This window comes from Caballeronia sp. HLA56 (assembly GCF_054655155.1).
Genome location: NZ_BAAHOB010000001.1, coordinates 919,732 through 934,153 on the forward strand (window position 1 = coordinate 919,732; position 14,422 = coordinate 934,153).

A 14,422-nucleotide genomic window follows, 5' to 3' on the forward strand; every position below is an offset into this window, starting at 1 on the left:
AGCCGGCATGACGCGCTCCTATCCGCTTAAAGCCATGCCAACCTTATCTTTGCCTGCTTCGAGCGCGGGCACCGGGTTTGCTCTAGACAACCTGCCCAGAGGCAACTAAAAGCGACCCGAAGGCACCCCCAAGGCGCAACAGACGCCCCAAAGGTTTCGCCCCGCCCCCACAGGAGAAACGATATGACCGCCGCGCAAGCACAGCATCCGCAAGACGCACTTGCCATTCTCGAAGCCGACCATCGCGCTGTCGAGCAGCTATTCGACGCCTTCGAACGCGCCGAAAAAGACGATCTCGAACGCAAGACCACACTGGTTCAGCGCGCGTGCGAGTTGTTGTCGATCCATTCGATCGTCGAGGAAGAGTTGCTTTATCCCGCCGCCCGCACCGCACTCGGCACGGACGAGAAAATCGATGTCGACGAAGCCTACGTCGAACACTTTCTGGTCAAGACGCTGATCGAAAAGTTTTCGCAGATCAAGGCCGGCGACGAAGGTTTCGACGCGACCTTCAAGGTACTGTCGGAGAACGTCAAGCATCACGTGGAAGAAGAAGAAACCGAGCTGTTTCCGGAAATCCGCAAGACGAAGAGTGTCGATCTCATCGCGCTCGGCAAGAAGATCGAAGCGCGTAAGGAAGCCTTGCAGAACCGCATCACCGAAGTCGCGACCGCGCATTGAATTGCGCAGCAATTCCCGGAGTGCGTGAGCGCGGTTCAGGACGCACACTGTGCGGCAATCACGCCAATCCGGAGAACTGCAGATGAAGGTGCCTGACAGAGACATCAACGCGCGCGTCGATGCACTCGACTGGACGGATATCGAGCATCAACTCGATTCCCAAGGCTCGGCCATTGCGCCGGGCCTTTTTTCGCGTGAGGAGTGCGTGACGCTCGCCGCGCTGTACGACGACGACGCAATCTTTCGCAGCCGTATCGTGATGGAACGTTACTCGTTCGGGCGCGGCGAGTACAAATACTTCGCGTATCCGTTGCCCGAGACGCTGCAAACGGTGCGCAGCACGGTGTATCCGCATCTCGCGCCCATTGCGAATAAATGGCACGAGGTAATGGGGATCGAAACGCGCTTTCCACCGGTGCATGGAGAGTTCATCGAGCGTTGTCGTCACGCCGGACAGACGCGGCCGACGCCGCTTCTCCTACGCTACGTTCCCGGCGACTACAACTGTCTGCATCAGGATCTGTACGGCGAACACGTTTTTCCGATCCAGATGGCAGTTCTACTTTCTGCGCCCGAACAAGACTTCACCGGCGGCGAATTCGTGATGACGGAACAGCGTCCGCGCATGCAATCGCGCGCCGAAGTCGTACCGCTCGCGCAAGGCGACGCGGCGTTCTTCGCTGTACACCAGCGGCCGGTGCAGGGATCGCGCGGGCCGTATCGCGTGAACATGCGGCATGGCGTGAGCCGCCTACGCTCCGGGCGGCGCCACATGCTAGGCGTGATCTTCCACGACGCAAGCTAGATCGCGGAAGACGCGCTTATTCGTTCTCGTCGAAGTAATGTCCGAAGCGCGCCTGCTTCGTCTTGATGTAGCGTTCGTTTTCCTCGCGCATGGGGATGGCGAGCGCGACGCGTTCCTTCACGGGGATGTCGTGCCTGAGCAGCGTGTCGAACTTCGACGGATTGTTGCTCATCAGGCGCACTGATTTGACGTCCATCGAGCGCAGGATGGCGGCGGCGGAATCGTACTCGCGGGCGTCGTCGGGCAGGCCGAGATGCAGGTTGGCATCGACCGTATCGAGACCCTGCTCCTGCAACGCGTAAGCGCGGATCTTGTTGGCGAGCCCAATGCCGCGTCCCTCGTGTCCGCGCAAGTACAGCAGAATTCCGCGATTCTCGGCGGCGATATAGCGCAGCGCGAGATCGAGCTGCTCGCCGCAATCGCACCGGTACGAGCCGAAGACGTCGCCCGTCACGCATTCGGAATGCAGGCGCGTAAGCACGGATTCGCCGTTGCTCACGTCGCCCATGACGAAAGCGATGTGCTCGACATCCGTTTCCTTCACGCGATACACATACGACGCGAACGTGCCGTAGCGTGTCGGAATGGTGGCCGTGGCGGCCAGTTCGACGTCGTCGCATTCGGGGCATTCGCCAAAGCCGGGGCGAGGTTTCAACTGGTCAAACGCGGGAGATGCGGTTTTCATAGGGCAATCTGCAAGTCTTGATGCGGGCGTTCGCGCTGTCGGAGTCGAGCGCGGGAGCCCGGCACGTCATGTTAAAGCGCATCGTGAAAGTTTGCAGATTGTCGCATGGCGCGCGTATTCGGCCGTTAGCGTGGATTGTCGAAGTCTCCCGGGCTTTCATCTGTCGCGCGCCACTCGGGTTTGCGCAGCGGGCTGGCCTCGTGCAGCGCGTGGCGAACGCCCGCCGCGTCGAGGTCCGCCGTGTAGACGGGCGTGGCGGGTTGCTGACGCCAGGAATCGTCGATTTCGCCGGCATCGACGGGATCGAAGCCAATTTCATCGACCAGTTGCATGACGACTTTCTTCGCCTTGTGGTCGTCGCCCGCCACGGGCAGCGCAATGCGACCCGCTGTTCCCGCCGGCTTGCCGTGGTTGCGCAGATGCGCCGCGTAGATATTGTTGAACGCCTTGATGACCGGCCGGCCGATCTTCTCTTCCACCCAGCGGCTTTCCGGCAGACCGTTTTCGATTCCGTCGATTCGACCGTCGCGCTGCCGCGGATAGTAATTCCCGGTATCTATCACGATGAGACTCGCCGGTGCGCCCGCGAACAAATCCTTCGGGAGAAGCGGCACCTTCGACTCTGGAATGGTCACGACGACGAGATCCGCGCCCTGCACGGCCTCGCGCGCCTCGACGGCTTGCGCGCCAGTCGCGCGTTCGACTTCGCCGAGAGTGTCCGGCCCGCGCGAATTGGCGATGCGCACCTCGTGGCCGCGTTCGCCGAAGCGCAACGCCAGAACTTGCCCGATATTTCCCGCTCCAATGATGCCGATTTTCATGGTGCCTCCTGGGTTCGTGATCGATCTTGGCGGCATCGCAAACCCCGCACCCGATGCGACGAATCAACGTGATAGTCCAGATCAATTACAATGATAAAATCAATCCACTTCCAAGGTTTGATAGTTTTAGTTCATACTTCGTTCACTTCTTCAACACACACTTAAAGGGAACCGATCAATGCCGATCATCAACACCCAAGTCAAGCCGTTCAAAGCAACCGCCTATCACAAGGGTGATTTCGTCACCGTTACCGAAGAAAGCCTGAAGGGCAAGTGGTCCGTGTTCGTGTTCTACCCGGCCGACTTCACCTTCGTGTGCCCGACGGAACTCGGCGATCTGGCTGACCGCTACGAAGAATTCAAGAAGCTGGGCGTTGAAATCTACAGCGTTTCGACCGACACGCACTTCACGCACAAGGCATGGCACGACACGTCGGACACGATCCAAAAGATCAAGTATCCGATGATTGCCGATCCGACGCTCGCCATCTCGCGCAACTTCGACGTGCTGATCGAAGAAGAAGGCCTGGCGCTGCGTGGCACGTTCGTGGTCAACCCGGAAGGCGAGATCAAGCTGTGCGAAGTGCACGACAACGGCATCGGCCGTGACGCCGGCGAACTGCTGCGCAAGGTGCAAGCCGCGCAATACGTCGCATCGCATCCGGGCGAAGTTTGCCCCGCCAAGTGGACGCCGGGCGCTGAAACGCTGAGCCCGTCGCTCGACCTCATCGGCAAGATCTGAGTCTCGGGTTCTCCAGAGACTGACGAGGCGCGCGGCAGGCCCGCTGCGCGCCTTGCACCCCCAGTTTGTACCCACGCATTCTGTTTCGGCGCCGCTTTATGGCGGCGCTTGGACGGAGTACGTCCAAAGATTCCAAAAACTCTCGTCAGGGAACGACACACGCCATGCTGGACGCCAATCTCAAGACTCAGTTGAAAGCCTATCTGGAAAAAGTCACGCGGCCCATCGAGCTCGTCGCCTTTCTCGACGACAGCGACAAATCGCGTGAGCTGAAAGGCCTGCTCGACGAAATCGCTACGCTGTCCCCGCGGATCAGCGTCGTCGAGAAAGAGGACGTTGCGGCACGCCGTCCGTCGTTCACCATCGGCGAGCCGGGCAAGGCGGCGGGCATTCACTTCGCTGGCATCCCGATGGGTCACGAATTCACGTCGCTCGTGCTGGCGCTGCTGCAAACCGGCGGCCATCCGATCAAACTCGACGACGAAACCATCGAGCAGATTCGCGCGCTCGACGGCGATTACCGGTTCGAAACGTATTTCTCGCTGTCGTGCCAGAACTGCCCGGAAGTCGTGCAGGCGCTGAACGTGATGGCGATCATCAATCCGCGTATCAAGCACGTGGCGATCGACGGCGCGCTGTTCCAGAAGGAAGTCGAAGACCGGCAGATCATGGCCGTGCCGACGATGTTCCTGAACGGCGACAGCTTCGGCCAGGGCCGCAGCAGCGTGAAGGAAATTCTCGCCAAGCTGGATACGGGCTCAGCCGCGCGTGCCGCGAAGCAACTGGAAACCAAGCCGGTATTCGACGTGCTGATCGTCGGCGGCGGTCCTGCAGGCGCGGCAGCGGCGATCTACGCGGCGCGCAAGGGCATTGCGACCGGCGTGGTCGCCGAGCGCTTCGGCGGCCAGGTGCTGGACACGATGGCTATCGAAAACTTCATCTCCGTGCAGGAAACGGAAGGACCGAAGTTCGCGACGGCGCTCGAACAGCACGTCAAGAGCTACGAAGTCGACGTGATGGACGTGCAGCGCGCCGACAAGCTGATCCCGGGCCGCATCAACGAAGTGCATCTGGCAAGCGGCGCGGTCCTGAAGGCAAAGACCATCATTCTGGCGACGGGCGCGCGCTGGCGCGAAATCAACGTGCCGGGCGAGCGTGAATATCGCGGACGCGGCGTGGCCTACTGCCCGCACTGCGACGGCCCGCTCTTCAAGGGCAAGCGCGTGGCGGTCATCGGCGGCGGCAATTCCGGCGTCGAAGCGGCCATCGACCTCGCGGGTGTCGTTGCGGCGGTGACGCTGATCGAATTCGGCAACGAGTTGCGCGCCGATGCCGTGTTGCAAAAGAAGCTGCGCAGCCTGTCGAACGTGACCATCGTCACGAGCGCGCAGACCACGGAAATCACCGGCGACGGCAAGAAGGTCGACGGCCTGAACTACACGGACCGGGCAACGGGCGTCTCGCACCGCGTGGAACTCGAAGGCGTGTTCGTGCAGATCGGTCTCGTGCCGAACACCGAATGGCTGAAGGGCACGATCGAGCTGTCGAAGCATGGCGAGATCATCGTCGATGCGAAGGGCGCGACCTCGATCCCCGGCGTATTCGCTGCCGGCGACGTGACGACGGTACCGTTCAAGCAGATCGTGATCGCGGTCGGCGAAGGCGCGAAGGCATCGCTTGGCGCGTTCGATCATCTGATTCGCGCGTCGGTCGAGGAAGAAGAGACGGTGGCCGCGTAAAGCTTGCCTTGCGGCGAAGGAGAAAGGCAAACGGGCGCTGCTCGTTCGCCTTTTTTTGTATTGCGCTTGCGGTGGAATTGGCGCTTGAAGCACGCGTCAATTCGGCTCGCTTTTCCAGCGCGCTGCCGAAATAGACGGCTGTGGCAAGGAGTGGGCGAGGTTGGGATGACGCTCATGAGCAAAAACCCGCTCACGCCGAAAACCGCCCCACCCTCAGCTTGCCGACTTCGCTTTCGGCTCGAGCACCAGCGGAAAGATCACTTCGAACACGCTTCCATGTCCTTTCACCGACTGGAAACGCAACTCGCCCTCGAGCGCACGCGACAGTTCCTTCACGATGGCAAGCCCAAGCCCCGTGCCGGGAATATCGTCCTCGGCCGCGCGCTCGAATTCCTCGAACACGCGCTCCTGATCCGCCGTACCGATGCCCGAACCTGTGTCCGTCACGCGCAAGCGCCAGCGGTCGTCCGCCACGGCGTCGATCGTCAACACGATTTCGCCCGCCGACGTGTATTTAATCGCGTTCGAGAGCAAGTTGATCGCGACCTGCTTCACCTTCAGCCGGTTCGATGTCACCGTGCCGAGCGTCGGTTCCAGATGCCCAACGAGCTTCAGGCCCTTTGCTTCGGTGCCGACGCGGTTTAACTGCATTAGTTCGTCGAAGAGACCGACGAGATCGAACGCTTCGACTGTCAACAGCGAATCGTCGCCGAGGACCTTCGAATATTCGACCATTTCATCGACGAGACTCGCCATGTCGGACACTTGCCGGTTGGCGAGCCCAAGCGCCGTCTCGCGTTTCGCGGGCGAGCGGCCGAGCAGTTGCAACGCCGTCGAGAATACGTTGAGGAAATTGCGCAGATCGTGCGCGACGCGGCGCGTCACCTGCATGCGCGTTTCGTAAAGTTCGCTGATCAGCTTCTGACGCAGCGTGAGCTCGTAATTCGCGCGCTCCAGCATGCCGGTGTATTCGTCGATCTTGCGATCGCGCTCGCCCACCGCTTCACGAATCGAGGCCAGCGTGACGAAGCTCACCACTTCATCTGTCATGAGCCGCGCGTGTTCTTCGTCCGTGCGCGAGAGATCCGTGTGCGCGGCGGCGTAATCGCCAATCGCCTGAAGCAAAATCTGGCGGAACAGGTCGAGCTCGCGCACCAGTTCGTCGATGCGATACCCTTGCTGCCAACGCCATTGCCCGTGCTGCCGCGCGTTTTGTTCGATGACGCCTTCCTGATCGCGCAAATTACGCGATTCGAGCACGACGCAGATTTCCTCGAAGACTTCCGGCAAGTGGTCCGCCAGTTGCCGGTACGTGAGCTGATCCGAGTGTTCGACTTCCTGATCCCCGAACACGAGCTTCATCCATTTTTCAGTCAGCGCGGTCCGCTGCTCGCGCAACGAAGCCACGAGACCGTCCAAGCCGTTGGCTGCCGTTTCGGCCATCTGCGATTCCTCGATTGCAACGCCCAGTTGCCGCTCGTGCGGCGCGTGGTGCTCGTATGGAAGTGCTGGTAAGGAAGTGCTGGGGTGAAACCGCCGTGGAGCGCGAAGCTCGAAGGCCGCGATGCCACGCCAGTATAGGCCCAGCTTCAGGCAAAAAGTTCGAGTACCCGACTATCGTAAACGGGCAAAATTGCTAACGCATTCGCTAATTGACAAGGTGGACGGGCGCGACGCACGCCTCAATGCGGGCGACCTTTTTCACGCAGCATCTGCACGAACTGGCGCGCGGCCGGCGACAGCGCGCCTCCCTTTCTCGTCACGATGCCATACGTCTGCGACTTCGATTTCATGCGGATCGGCAAGATGCGCAACATGCCGTAGCGCTCGAAAAGTTTCGCGACGCTCGCCGGCAATATCGCCACCATATCCGCGCTCTGCTGCAAAAGCGTGACCGTCACGAGCGGCGACGCGGTGGAGATGGGGTTCGCCGGCATCGGCAAGCCGGCGAGGTCGAGTTCGCGTTCGAGCAGCGCGCTCATCGGCAGATAACTCGGGTACGTCACCCAGCGATGACCCGCCAGTTCCGCGAGCCCGACTTCGCGTCCCGCCACGCGCGGATGGTCCTGTCCCACGACAATGGCAAGCGGTTCGTCGGCGAGCGGCTGATAGTGGTACTTTGTCGGCTGGTCCGACACGCTTGCGCGGCCGATCACGAGATCGACATGGCCGTCGTCCAGCATGCCGAGCATGCGCGCGCTGGTGTCCTCGACAATTTCGATGGCAAGGTCCGGATGCTTCGCGTGCATCTCGCCGACGATCGGCGCGACCACGCCCGGCACCGCGCCCATGATCGTGCCGACCGTCAGCCGCCCGCCCGTGCCCGCGCGTATCTGCGCGACTTCCTGGCAGAGCGCGCTCAGATCGGCGGCCAACAGTCGCGCATAGCGCACCACGGCGCGGCCGAACGGGTTGGGAATCACCCCGCTCTTGGCGCGCTCGAACAAGGGCGCTTCCAGCATCGATTCGAGTTCAGCGAGCGCCTTGGAAGCGGCGGACTGGGTTATCGCCATGGCGCTCGATGCTTTATGCAGCGATTTATGGTCGTCGAGCGCGATCAGCAACTGCAATTGCTTCATGCGCAGCCGCGACATCAGGACATCCAGGGTGTTTTTCATGCGACAAACGATGCGGAAGAAAAAGGCGGGGTGATTCCAGAAAGCGATCACTCGATGGAAAGGATTCACTATACAGCGGCGCCTCTCGCGCCGTATAGTCGGCGCAGCGCGACGCTCGCATCCGCCGCAGTCGCTACGACTCACTCAAGTCAAGGACGAGACACCATGCAACTCACAGGCAATCTGCTCATCGGCCAGCAATCCATTTTCGGCAGCAACGGCTCGATCAAGGCCGTCAACGCGTCGACGGGCGCGGCCATCGAACCGGCATTCGGAGGCGCCACGCTCGCCGATCTCGACCGCGCAGCCGCCCTCGCCTGGGCCGCGTTCGACGTATATCGCGAAACCGCGCCCGAAGCGCGCGCGAAATTCCTCGAAACCATCGCGCAAAATATCCTCGACATCGGCGACGATCTGGTCGAGCGCTGCATCATCGAAAGCGGATTGCCGCGCGGACGGATCGAGGGCGAACGCGGCCGCACGGTCGGTCAACTGCGTATGTTCGCGGAAGTGGTGCGTAACGGCGACTATCTCGGCGTGCGCATCGACCCGGCGCAACCCGAACGCAAGCCGCTGCCGCGCGTCGATCTGCGTCTGCGTCACATCGGCGTCGGCCCGGTCGCCGTGTTCGGCGCGAGCAACTTCCCGCTGGCGTTCTCGGTCGCGGGCGGCGATACGGCTTCCGCGCTCGCCGCGGGCTGCCCGGTGATCGTCAAGGCGCACTCGGCGCATCCAGGCACGGCGGAACTCGTCGGCCGCGCGGTGCAAAAGGCCGTGAAGGACTGCGGCATGCCCGAAGGCACGTTCTCGCTGCTGTTCGACAGCGGTCGTGACATCGGCCAGGGCCTCGTCAAGGACAACCGCATCAAGGCAGCAGGCTTCACGGGCTCGCGCGGAGGCGGTACGGCGCTGATGAAGCTCGCCGCCGAGCGTAAGGAACCCATTCCCGTCTATGCGGAAATGAGCAGCATCAACCCGGTCGTGTTGTTCCCGGCCGCGCTCAAGAACCGCGGCGAAGCCATCGCGAAGGCATTCGTGCAATCGCTCGTGCTCGGCGCGGGCCAGTTCTGCACGAACCCCGGCCTGATCCTCGCCGTCGATAGTCCTGACCTGGACAAGTTCATCGCGGCGGCATCGGCGGCGCTGACGGAGACGGCTGCGCAGACCATGCTCACGCCGGGCATCCACAAGGCGTACGAAGGCGCGATCGACAAGGCTTCGAGCCAGGCGGACGTGAAGACGCTCGCGCGCGGCGTCGAAGCGAAGAGCGACAATCAAGGCCAGTCGGCGCTGTTCTCGACCACGGCTGCGAACTTCCTCAAGAACCACGCGCTGCAGGAAGAGATTTTCGGCGCGTCGTCGCTGGTGGTGCGCTGCCCGGATCAGAAGACGATGCTGGACCTGATCGAATCGCTCGAAGGCCAGTTGACGTCGGCGCTGCATATCGACGAAGCCGATTACGCCGAAGCGCGCGACTTCCTCCCGGCGCTCGAACGCCGCACGGGCCGCATTCTGGTGAACGGTTTTGGCACGGGCGTCGAAGTGGGCCACGCGATGGTTCACGGCGGCCCGTATCCGTCCACGGCGGATGGCCGTTCGACCTCGGTCGGCAGCCTCGCGATCAACCGCTTCCTGCGTCCGGTGAGCTATCAGGACCTGCCGGATGCGCTTCTGCCCGACGCGCTGAAGACCGAGAATCCGCTGGGTCTGAATCGCCGTATCGACGGCAAGTTGCAACTGGCTGAATAAGCCGGTCGCATAAGCTGCAAATCGAGGCCGCGGCGCTGAACTTCCGGGTTCGCGTCGCGGCCTTCCGCTTATCGCGAATTGCTTCGGATGGCTAAATTGTCCGCACTTTCGCTCACGCACGGCGCAAACGTTCGCGCCCGCGCGCGAGGCAGTTCGTATCCGCCATGCAACGTGCGAACGGGTTTCATTTCGCGCCCTAACTGCTTTTGCATCAGTGGGTTATCGCGCGGTCGTTCGCCCTTGTCGGTTATAGGCTAAGGATTGGCGTCACGAAACCGCCGCCGCGCGCCCAGAATGTCAAAAACATTGTGAGAGAGCGATGCGTGGCGCTTGGCCGCGAAGCCCTGAAACGGCAACGCGGGCGCACCAGTCCCTGCCGCGTTTTCGTATCGACACGAGGGCCAGCGCCATCGAAAGGCGCGGTTACGAGGCGCGCTGGGAGCACGGAGTTTCGCGTGCCGCCGGCGCGATGATGTAGTCGCTTAAATTCAGGCGGCCCGAGGTAGGTGCGAAACGCGATTGACGTCCGAACTCGCTTCAACGATATTCGGACTTTCGTTTTTCGGACGCACGCAGTCGATGTTCATTCGACATTCATTCGCGCCCGACAAACGATACGAAGGATTGTTGCCGCAGGACTTCGCGCGCGCGATTGCGAGCGGTCCGAAGCCAGTATAGGCACTCAAGCGGCCACGTTATCGCACATGTCCTTCGAGGGCTTAAAAGCATGACCACGCGTCTGACGTTTCCTGCATCCATGTTCTCCGTCGTCTGCCAGCGTTGCGGCAGCACGATGCGCAAAAACGCCGACAGTTGTCCAAACTGCGGCGCGGATCGTAACGCCGCGTCCGCTCAACCGCGCCAGGCCGCCGCACCGCAAGAACGGCCGCGCGTCAACATGTTCGAGCAGACGCTTTCCAAACCGCTTCCGTCGATGTCGACCTCGGCAACGGCTCCCGCCGCCGCATCGGCTGGCGCCGGCGCCTCCCCTTCCGGCGCGCTGCCGGAGGAGCCCGCAACCGAACGCGGCTGGCCCGCGGGTTGGGACCCGAAACGCGCGAGCGAACGTATCGCGCAAAAGGCGGCGGAGCATCGGGCGAAGCGCCTGGAGGAATCCGCGCGCAGCGCTTATGCGAACACCGGCCGCGATCCCGACGCGCTGCCCGGCTCCGAATCCTGGTCGAAGCGCAAGACGGTCATCGCGGGCGTTTGTTCGGTCGTGCTCGCGCTCGGCGCGGCCGCTTATCTGCAATACGGCGATTCGAACGATGACGACGCCTCGCCGTCCGCCGATCACAGTGTCTCCGGCGCGATCGATTCCAGATTCAGCTCGCTCGTGCCGGGTACCGCGCCGAACGTGAACCCCAATGTGGCGACAGGCGCGGGCAATGCCTCGGCCGATGCCCGTGCGTCCGTTTCCGGCGATACGCTGCGCAGCGTGCGCCTTGCGCTGGATCAGCACGACCTGACGCTGGCGCGCGCGCGCCTCAAGACCGTTCCCGCGTCATTGCAGACGCGCCCCGACTACGATTCGATGAAAGACGAACTCGCGAAGCGCGAGTTGCAACGCGACGCCGCGCTGCAACTGGCGCGGGCCTGCGAGCGGACTTCGGCATGGTCGTGTGTGCAGCAGAACGCGGGCGAAGCGCTCGCTATCGATGGAGGCAACGGCGAGTCGCAAGCGATGCTAGAACGCGTCATCTCGCACGCGGGCTGGATGGTCGCGACGCCTGCGGGCGCGAAGAAGCCGCTGCCATCGGCGGTGACGGCTGCTGCCCCGGCGCCCGCCGCGCCTGCCAGCGTGGTTGCCGCCAACGTCGGCAAGCCTGCGACCACTGCGAACGTGGAAGTTGCGACGCCGCCGGTCAAGACCGTGACCATCGCGCCGAAGACCGTGGTTGAGCGGCACGCCGCGCAGCGCGGAACGGCAGCGGCGGCACGGCGGGATGCCATCGACGAAGCGCGGGATGCATCGACTGATTCGCGCGCGGAGAAGATCGCGCGGGCTCAGGCGGCTACGAATGCCATTACCGCGGCGACGGTTGGGCCTGCTGCTACGGCTAACGTTGCCCCGGCCAATGCGCCTGCGACTTCGGCCGTTGAATTGCCTGCCGCGAAGATGTTCGCACCGTCCGCTGCGACGGCGACGGTGGCACCCGCGACTTCCGGCAATGCCTTGCCTGCCGCAAGGACAACGGCAGCGACGACAGCGCCTGCCGTGCCTTCTTCCACGACGCCCGCGCCTTCCGCTGTTGCAGGCACGGCCGCTCCTTCGGTTGCTGTGCTGACGCCCGCGCCCGTGACGACCACGGCGACGCGCACGGCGCCAGCCACCGCTGCGCCGCCTCCGGGGACGAGTCGCACCGCGCCCGCCGCCATGGCAGCCAACACGCGGCCCGCACCTCAAACCGGCGCGACGCGCAATACCGCGTCGACCGGCCTGTACGATGCCTCTTCCGCCAATCACGCCAACGCAAGCGATGAGATGTACGTCGCGCCGCAGAATCGCGGAGCGACCGCGACGGGCGGCGGCGCATCGAATAACGGCATGTACGATGCGACGTCCAATCGCGGCGGCACGTCCAACGGGATGTATGTTGCGCCGTCGGCGTCGGGTGCCGCACCGCATGCATCGACGTCATCGACGGCGACTGGCGCGACGCCTGTCGCCGTGCGCAATACCACGCCGCAAGCTCAACTCGCCGCCGCGCCCGCGATCAGCCCGCCCGCAGCAAGCCCGCGCGCTGCCGCGTCGTTTGGCGCATCGAACGTATCGGCGCATATGGACGCGGACAAGACCGAAGAACTGGAACGCGCCATCAAGCAATACGGTTGGACGAGCGGCGGCGGGGCTTCGAAGTCGGCGCCGTGAAGATGGGGAGATAGAAACATGGAAGAGCGCATTGACTGATAATTCGGCGCTCTGCGGGTGAAAGGCAACCACGCAAGCAAAGCGTCTTGCGAAATTGAAGCGGCTCCAAAGAGAGCGCTTCAGAAATAGAAAAGTCTCGGGTAACGACGCGAATCTGAGGAAGCCCGACTCGGGAAACGAAGCACCTTTGAAGGAGCGAGGTCTCGAATATCAAATCGCTTCCACAGCGGCGATGTCTCGGGAGACGAGACTCGACGGAAGAGACGACGCAAATCGGCGGGTGTGCGAGCAAGAAACAAGCATCCAAAGAACGAAGCAAATCAGGAAAAAAGCATTCACGGAGACAAAGCTTTTTTGGCACAGCGTGCCCGGAAAGAACCCGGCATCTCGCGAACGGAAAGAGTCGCCAGAACAAACTGCATCGGCTAGAACTAGCCCGCGCGCAGAAACGCATAACCGATTTCGCACGATGCGACGCTCTCGCATCGCGCGTGTTCCACAGCACCCGTCCAACTCAAGAATCGAGGGTCAATCATGTTCTCCACGAAAATCATGCGGAACGCCGCGCGAGGCGCGCTTGCCCTCCTTGCCGTAATTGGTCTCGCAAGCGTCACGGGGACGAGTTTCGCCGCCGACGCCGTGCCCTACAAAATCACTACCGGGCCGGATCGCGGCACGTATATTCAGATCGGTCAGGACCTGTCCAAGTACGTGGCCGACCCAGCCGGCATGGAGCTGGAAGTGCTTTCTTCCAAGGGATCTGCGGAAAACGTGCAGCGCATGCGCTATGAACCCGGCGTGAAATTCGCACTCGTTCAGTCGGACGTGTATCAGGCTTACGTCGATATGGCCGCGTCCGGTAACGCCGATGCCGGCAATATCATCAAGCCGCTGCGCCTCATCATGCCGCTTTACGACGAAGAGATTTACTTCGTCGTGCGTTCGGATTCGCCGCTCAAGTACATCCAGGAAATCAAGGACAAGAACATTAGCGTCGGGCTGCTCGGAAGCGGCACGGCGCAGTCGTCGGCGACGCTGTATCGGCTGATGTTCGGCGAACCTATCGCCGATCAGAACGCGCAGCACTATAGCAACGAGGACGCGCTCGCGAAGCTGATCGTGCGCAAGATCGACGTCGCGGTGATCGTCGCGGGACAGCCTGCCAAGCTCTTCCAGGACATGAATCCGGAACTGCTGCAGCAGATCAAGCTGTTGCGTCTGGACCCGGCCGCGCCTGAAACCGCGCGCGCCAAGCAAACGTATTTCCCGGCGACGATCCGCACATCGAGCTATCCGAACTGGATTCAGGAGGACACGCCGACGCTCACCGTCAAGGCGTTCCTCGTGACGTATGACTATGGTCTGCGCGGCACCGTCGGCGCGATGTCGAAATTCGCCGATTCGCTCTGCACGAACTTCGATACGCTGCAGGCGAGCGGGCATCCGAAGTGGAAACAGGTGCATCTCGAACTGCCGCCGCTGACGAAGGGCTGGAAATACTATCCGCCGGTTGAAAAGCATTTGCGGTCGTGCATCGCCAAGCGCGCGGCGCTCGCGCAGCAATCGCAAGGCGGCGCGCAGACCGTATTGGCGCGTTCGACGGATGGCGCCGCGCCAAAAATGAAGAAAGCAAGTTGCACCGCGCAGGAGAAGGTGTTGTTGCTGTGCGATCAATGACGTGAACGCACGCGCTGTTGTCTGCATGACGAC

11 protein-coding genes are annotated in these 14,422 nt (G+C 62.3%); 7 read left to right on the forward strand and 4 right to left on the reverse strand.

The genetic code is table 11. The features are described from left to right. The first annotated feature begins 183 nt into the window (after nucleotides 1-183). Nucleotides 184-681 (forward strand): hemerythrin domain-containing protein, encoded by a 498-nt coding sequence (locus tag ACYQ47_RS04315; protein ID WP_250493533.1) that lies wholly within the window; start codon nucleotides 184-186, stop codon nucleotides 679-681. Between the two features lie 82 nt (nucleotides 682-763). Further along, entirely contained in the window at nucleotides 764-1,486 is a 723-nt protein-coding gene (locus tag ACYQ47_RS04320; RefSeq protein ID WP_459904583.1) for a 2OG-Fe(II) oxygenase, read from the forward strand. A gap of 16 nt (nucleotides 1,487-1,502) precedes the next feature. Here the strand turns inward: ACYQ47_RS04320 and ribA are convergent, their stop codons facing one another. Both ribA and ACYQ47_RS04330 read right to left on the reverse strand, forming a co-directional pair. Continuing rightward, nucleotides 1,503-2,171, reverse strand: a complete 669-nt coding sequence (gene ribA, locus ACYQ47_RS04325; protein ID WP_244829427.1) for a GTP cyclohydrolase II — start codon at nucleotides 2,169-2,171, stop codon at nucleotides 1,503-1,505. A gap of 125 nt (nucleotides 2,172-2,296) precedes the next feature. Beyond that, nucleotides 2,297-2,992: an NADPH-dependent F420 reductase gene (locus ACYQ47_RS04330; protein WP_250526816.1), complete on the reverse strand. Its 696-nt coding sequence runs from the start codon at nucleotides 2,990-2,992 to the stop codon at nucleotides 2,297-2,299. A 178-nt stretch (nucleotides 2,993-3,170) separates the two neighbouring features. On the opposite strand from ACYQ47_RS04330, the gene ahpC reads away from it, so the two are divergent. Both ahpC and ahpF read left to right on the forward strand, forming a co-directional pair. Next, nucleotides 3,171-3,734, forward strand: coding sequence for an alkyl hydroperoxide reductase subunit C (gene ahpC, locus ACYQ47_RS04335; RefSeq protein ID WP_244829425.1), 564 nt, complete (start codon nucleotides 3,171-3,173; stop codon nucleotides 3,732-3,734). 164 nt (nucleotides 3,735-3,898) lie between these two features. After that, a complete protein-coding gene (gene ahpF / locus ACYQ47_RS04340) occupies nucleotides 3,899-5,473 on the forward strand; it encodes an alkyl hydroperoxide reductase subunit F (RefSeq protein ID WP_250510166.1) in 1,575 nt (524 codons plus the stop codon). 213 nt (nucleotides 5,474-5,686) lie between these two features. On the opposite strand, the gene ACYQ47_RS04345 is transcribed toward ahpF, so the two are convergent. Together ACYQ47_RS04345 and ACYQ47_RS04350 are read right to left on the reverse strand one after the other, a co-directional pair. Further along, nucleotides 5,687-6,916, reverse strand: a complete 1,230-nt coding sequence (locus ACYQ47_RS04345) for a sensor histidine kinase (protein ID WP_250467321.1) — start codon at nucleotides 6,914-6,916, stop codon at nucleotides 5,687-5,689. Between the two features lie 239 nt (nucleotides 6,917-7,155). Next, nucleotides 7,156-8,091: a LysR family transcriptional regulator gene (locus tag ACYQ47_RS04350; RefSeq protein WP_459904585.1), complete on the reverse strand. Its 936-nt coding sequence runs from the start codon at nucleotides 8,089-8,091 to the stop codon at nucleotides 7,156-7,158. A gap of 165 nt (nucleotides 8,092-8,256) precedes the next feature. On the opposite strand from ACYQ47_RS04350, the gene ACYQ47_RS04355 reads away from it, so the two are divergent. From ACYQ47_RS04355 to ACYQ47_RS04365, 3 genes are all read left to right on the forward strand, one after another. Beyond that, nucleotides 8,257-9,840, forward strand: a complete 1,584-nt coding sequence (locus tag ACYQ47_RS04355; protein ID WP_244829421.1) for an aldehyde dehydrogenase (NADP(+)) — start codon at nucleotides 8,257-8,259, stop codon at nucleotides 9,838-9,840. 727 nt (nucleotides 9,841-10,567) lie between these two features. After that, the gene (locus ACYQ47_RS04360) at nucleotides 10,568-12,712 is read left to right on the forward strand and encodes a zinc ribbon domain-containing protein (protein ID WP_459904586.1); all 2,145 of its coding nucleotides are present in this window, start codon (nucleotides 10,568-10,570) and stop codon (nucleotides 12,710-12,712) included. A 534-nt stretch (nucleotides 12,713-13,246) separates the two neighbouring features. Then, on the forward strand, nucleotides 13,247-14,389 hold the full coding sequence (locus ACYQ47_RS04365) for a TAXI family TRAP transporter solute-binding subunit (RefSeq protein ID WP_310393490.1): 1,143 nt from the start codon (nucleotides 13,247-13,249) through the stop codon (nucleotides 14,387-14,389). The last annotated feature ends 33 nt before the right edge of the window (nucleotides 14,390-14,422 follow it).

Coding starts and splice junctions, on each gene's coding strand:
- ACYQ47_RS04315 (WP_250493533.1), top strand. CDS start 184: ATGACCGCCGCGCAAGCACAGCATCCGCAAGACGCACTTGCCATTCTC.
- ACYQ47_RS04320 (WP_459904583.1), top strand. CDS start 764: ATGAAGGTGCCTGACAGAGACATCAACGCGCGCGTCGATGCACTCGAC.
- ribA (WP_244829427.1), bottom strand. CDS start 2,171: ATGAAAACCGCATCTCCCGCGTTTGACCAGTTGAAACCTCGCCCCGGC.
- ACYQ47_RS04330 (WP_250526816.1), bottom strand. CDS start 2,992: ATGAAAATCGGCATCATTGGAGCGGGAAATATCGGGCAAGTTCTGGCG.
- ahpC (WP_244829425.1), top strand. CDS start 3,171: ATGCCGATCATCAACACCCAAGTCAAGCCGTTCAAAGCAACCGCCTAT.
- ahpF (WP_250510166.1), top strand. CDS start 3,899: ATGCTGGACGCCAATCTCAAGACTCAGTTGAAAGCCTATCTGGAAAAA.
- ACYQ47_RS04345 (WP_250467321.1), bottom strand. CDS start 6,916: ATGGCCGAAACGGCAGCCAACGGCTTGGACGGTCTCGTGGCTTCGTTG.
- ACYQ47_RS04350 (WP_459904585.1), bottom strand. CDS start 8,091: ATGAAAAACACCCTGGATGTCCTGATGTCGCGGCTGCGCATGAAGCAA.
- ACYQ47_RS04355 (WP_244829421.1), top strand. CDS start 8,257: ATGCAACTCACAGGCAATCTGCTCATCGGCCAGCAATCCATTTTCGGC.
- ACYQ47_RS04360 (WP_459904586.1), top strand. CDS start 10,568: ATGACCACGCGTCTGACGTTTCCTGCATCCATGTTCTCCGTCGTCTGC.
- ACYQ47_RS04365 (WP_310393490.1), top strand. CDS start 13,247: ATGTTCTCCACGAAAATCATGCGGAACGCCGCGCGAGGCGCGCTTGCC.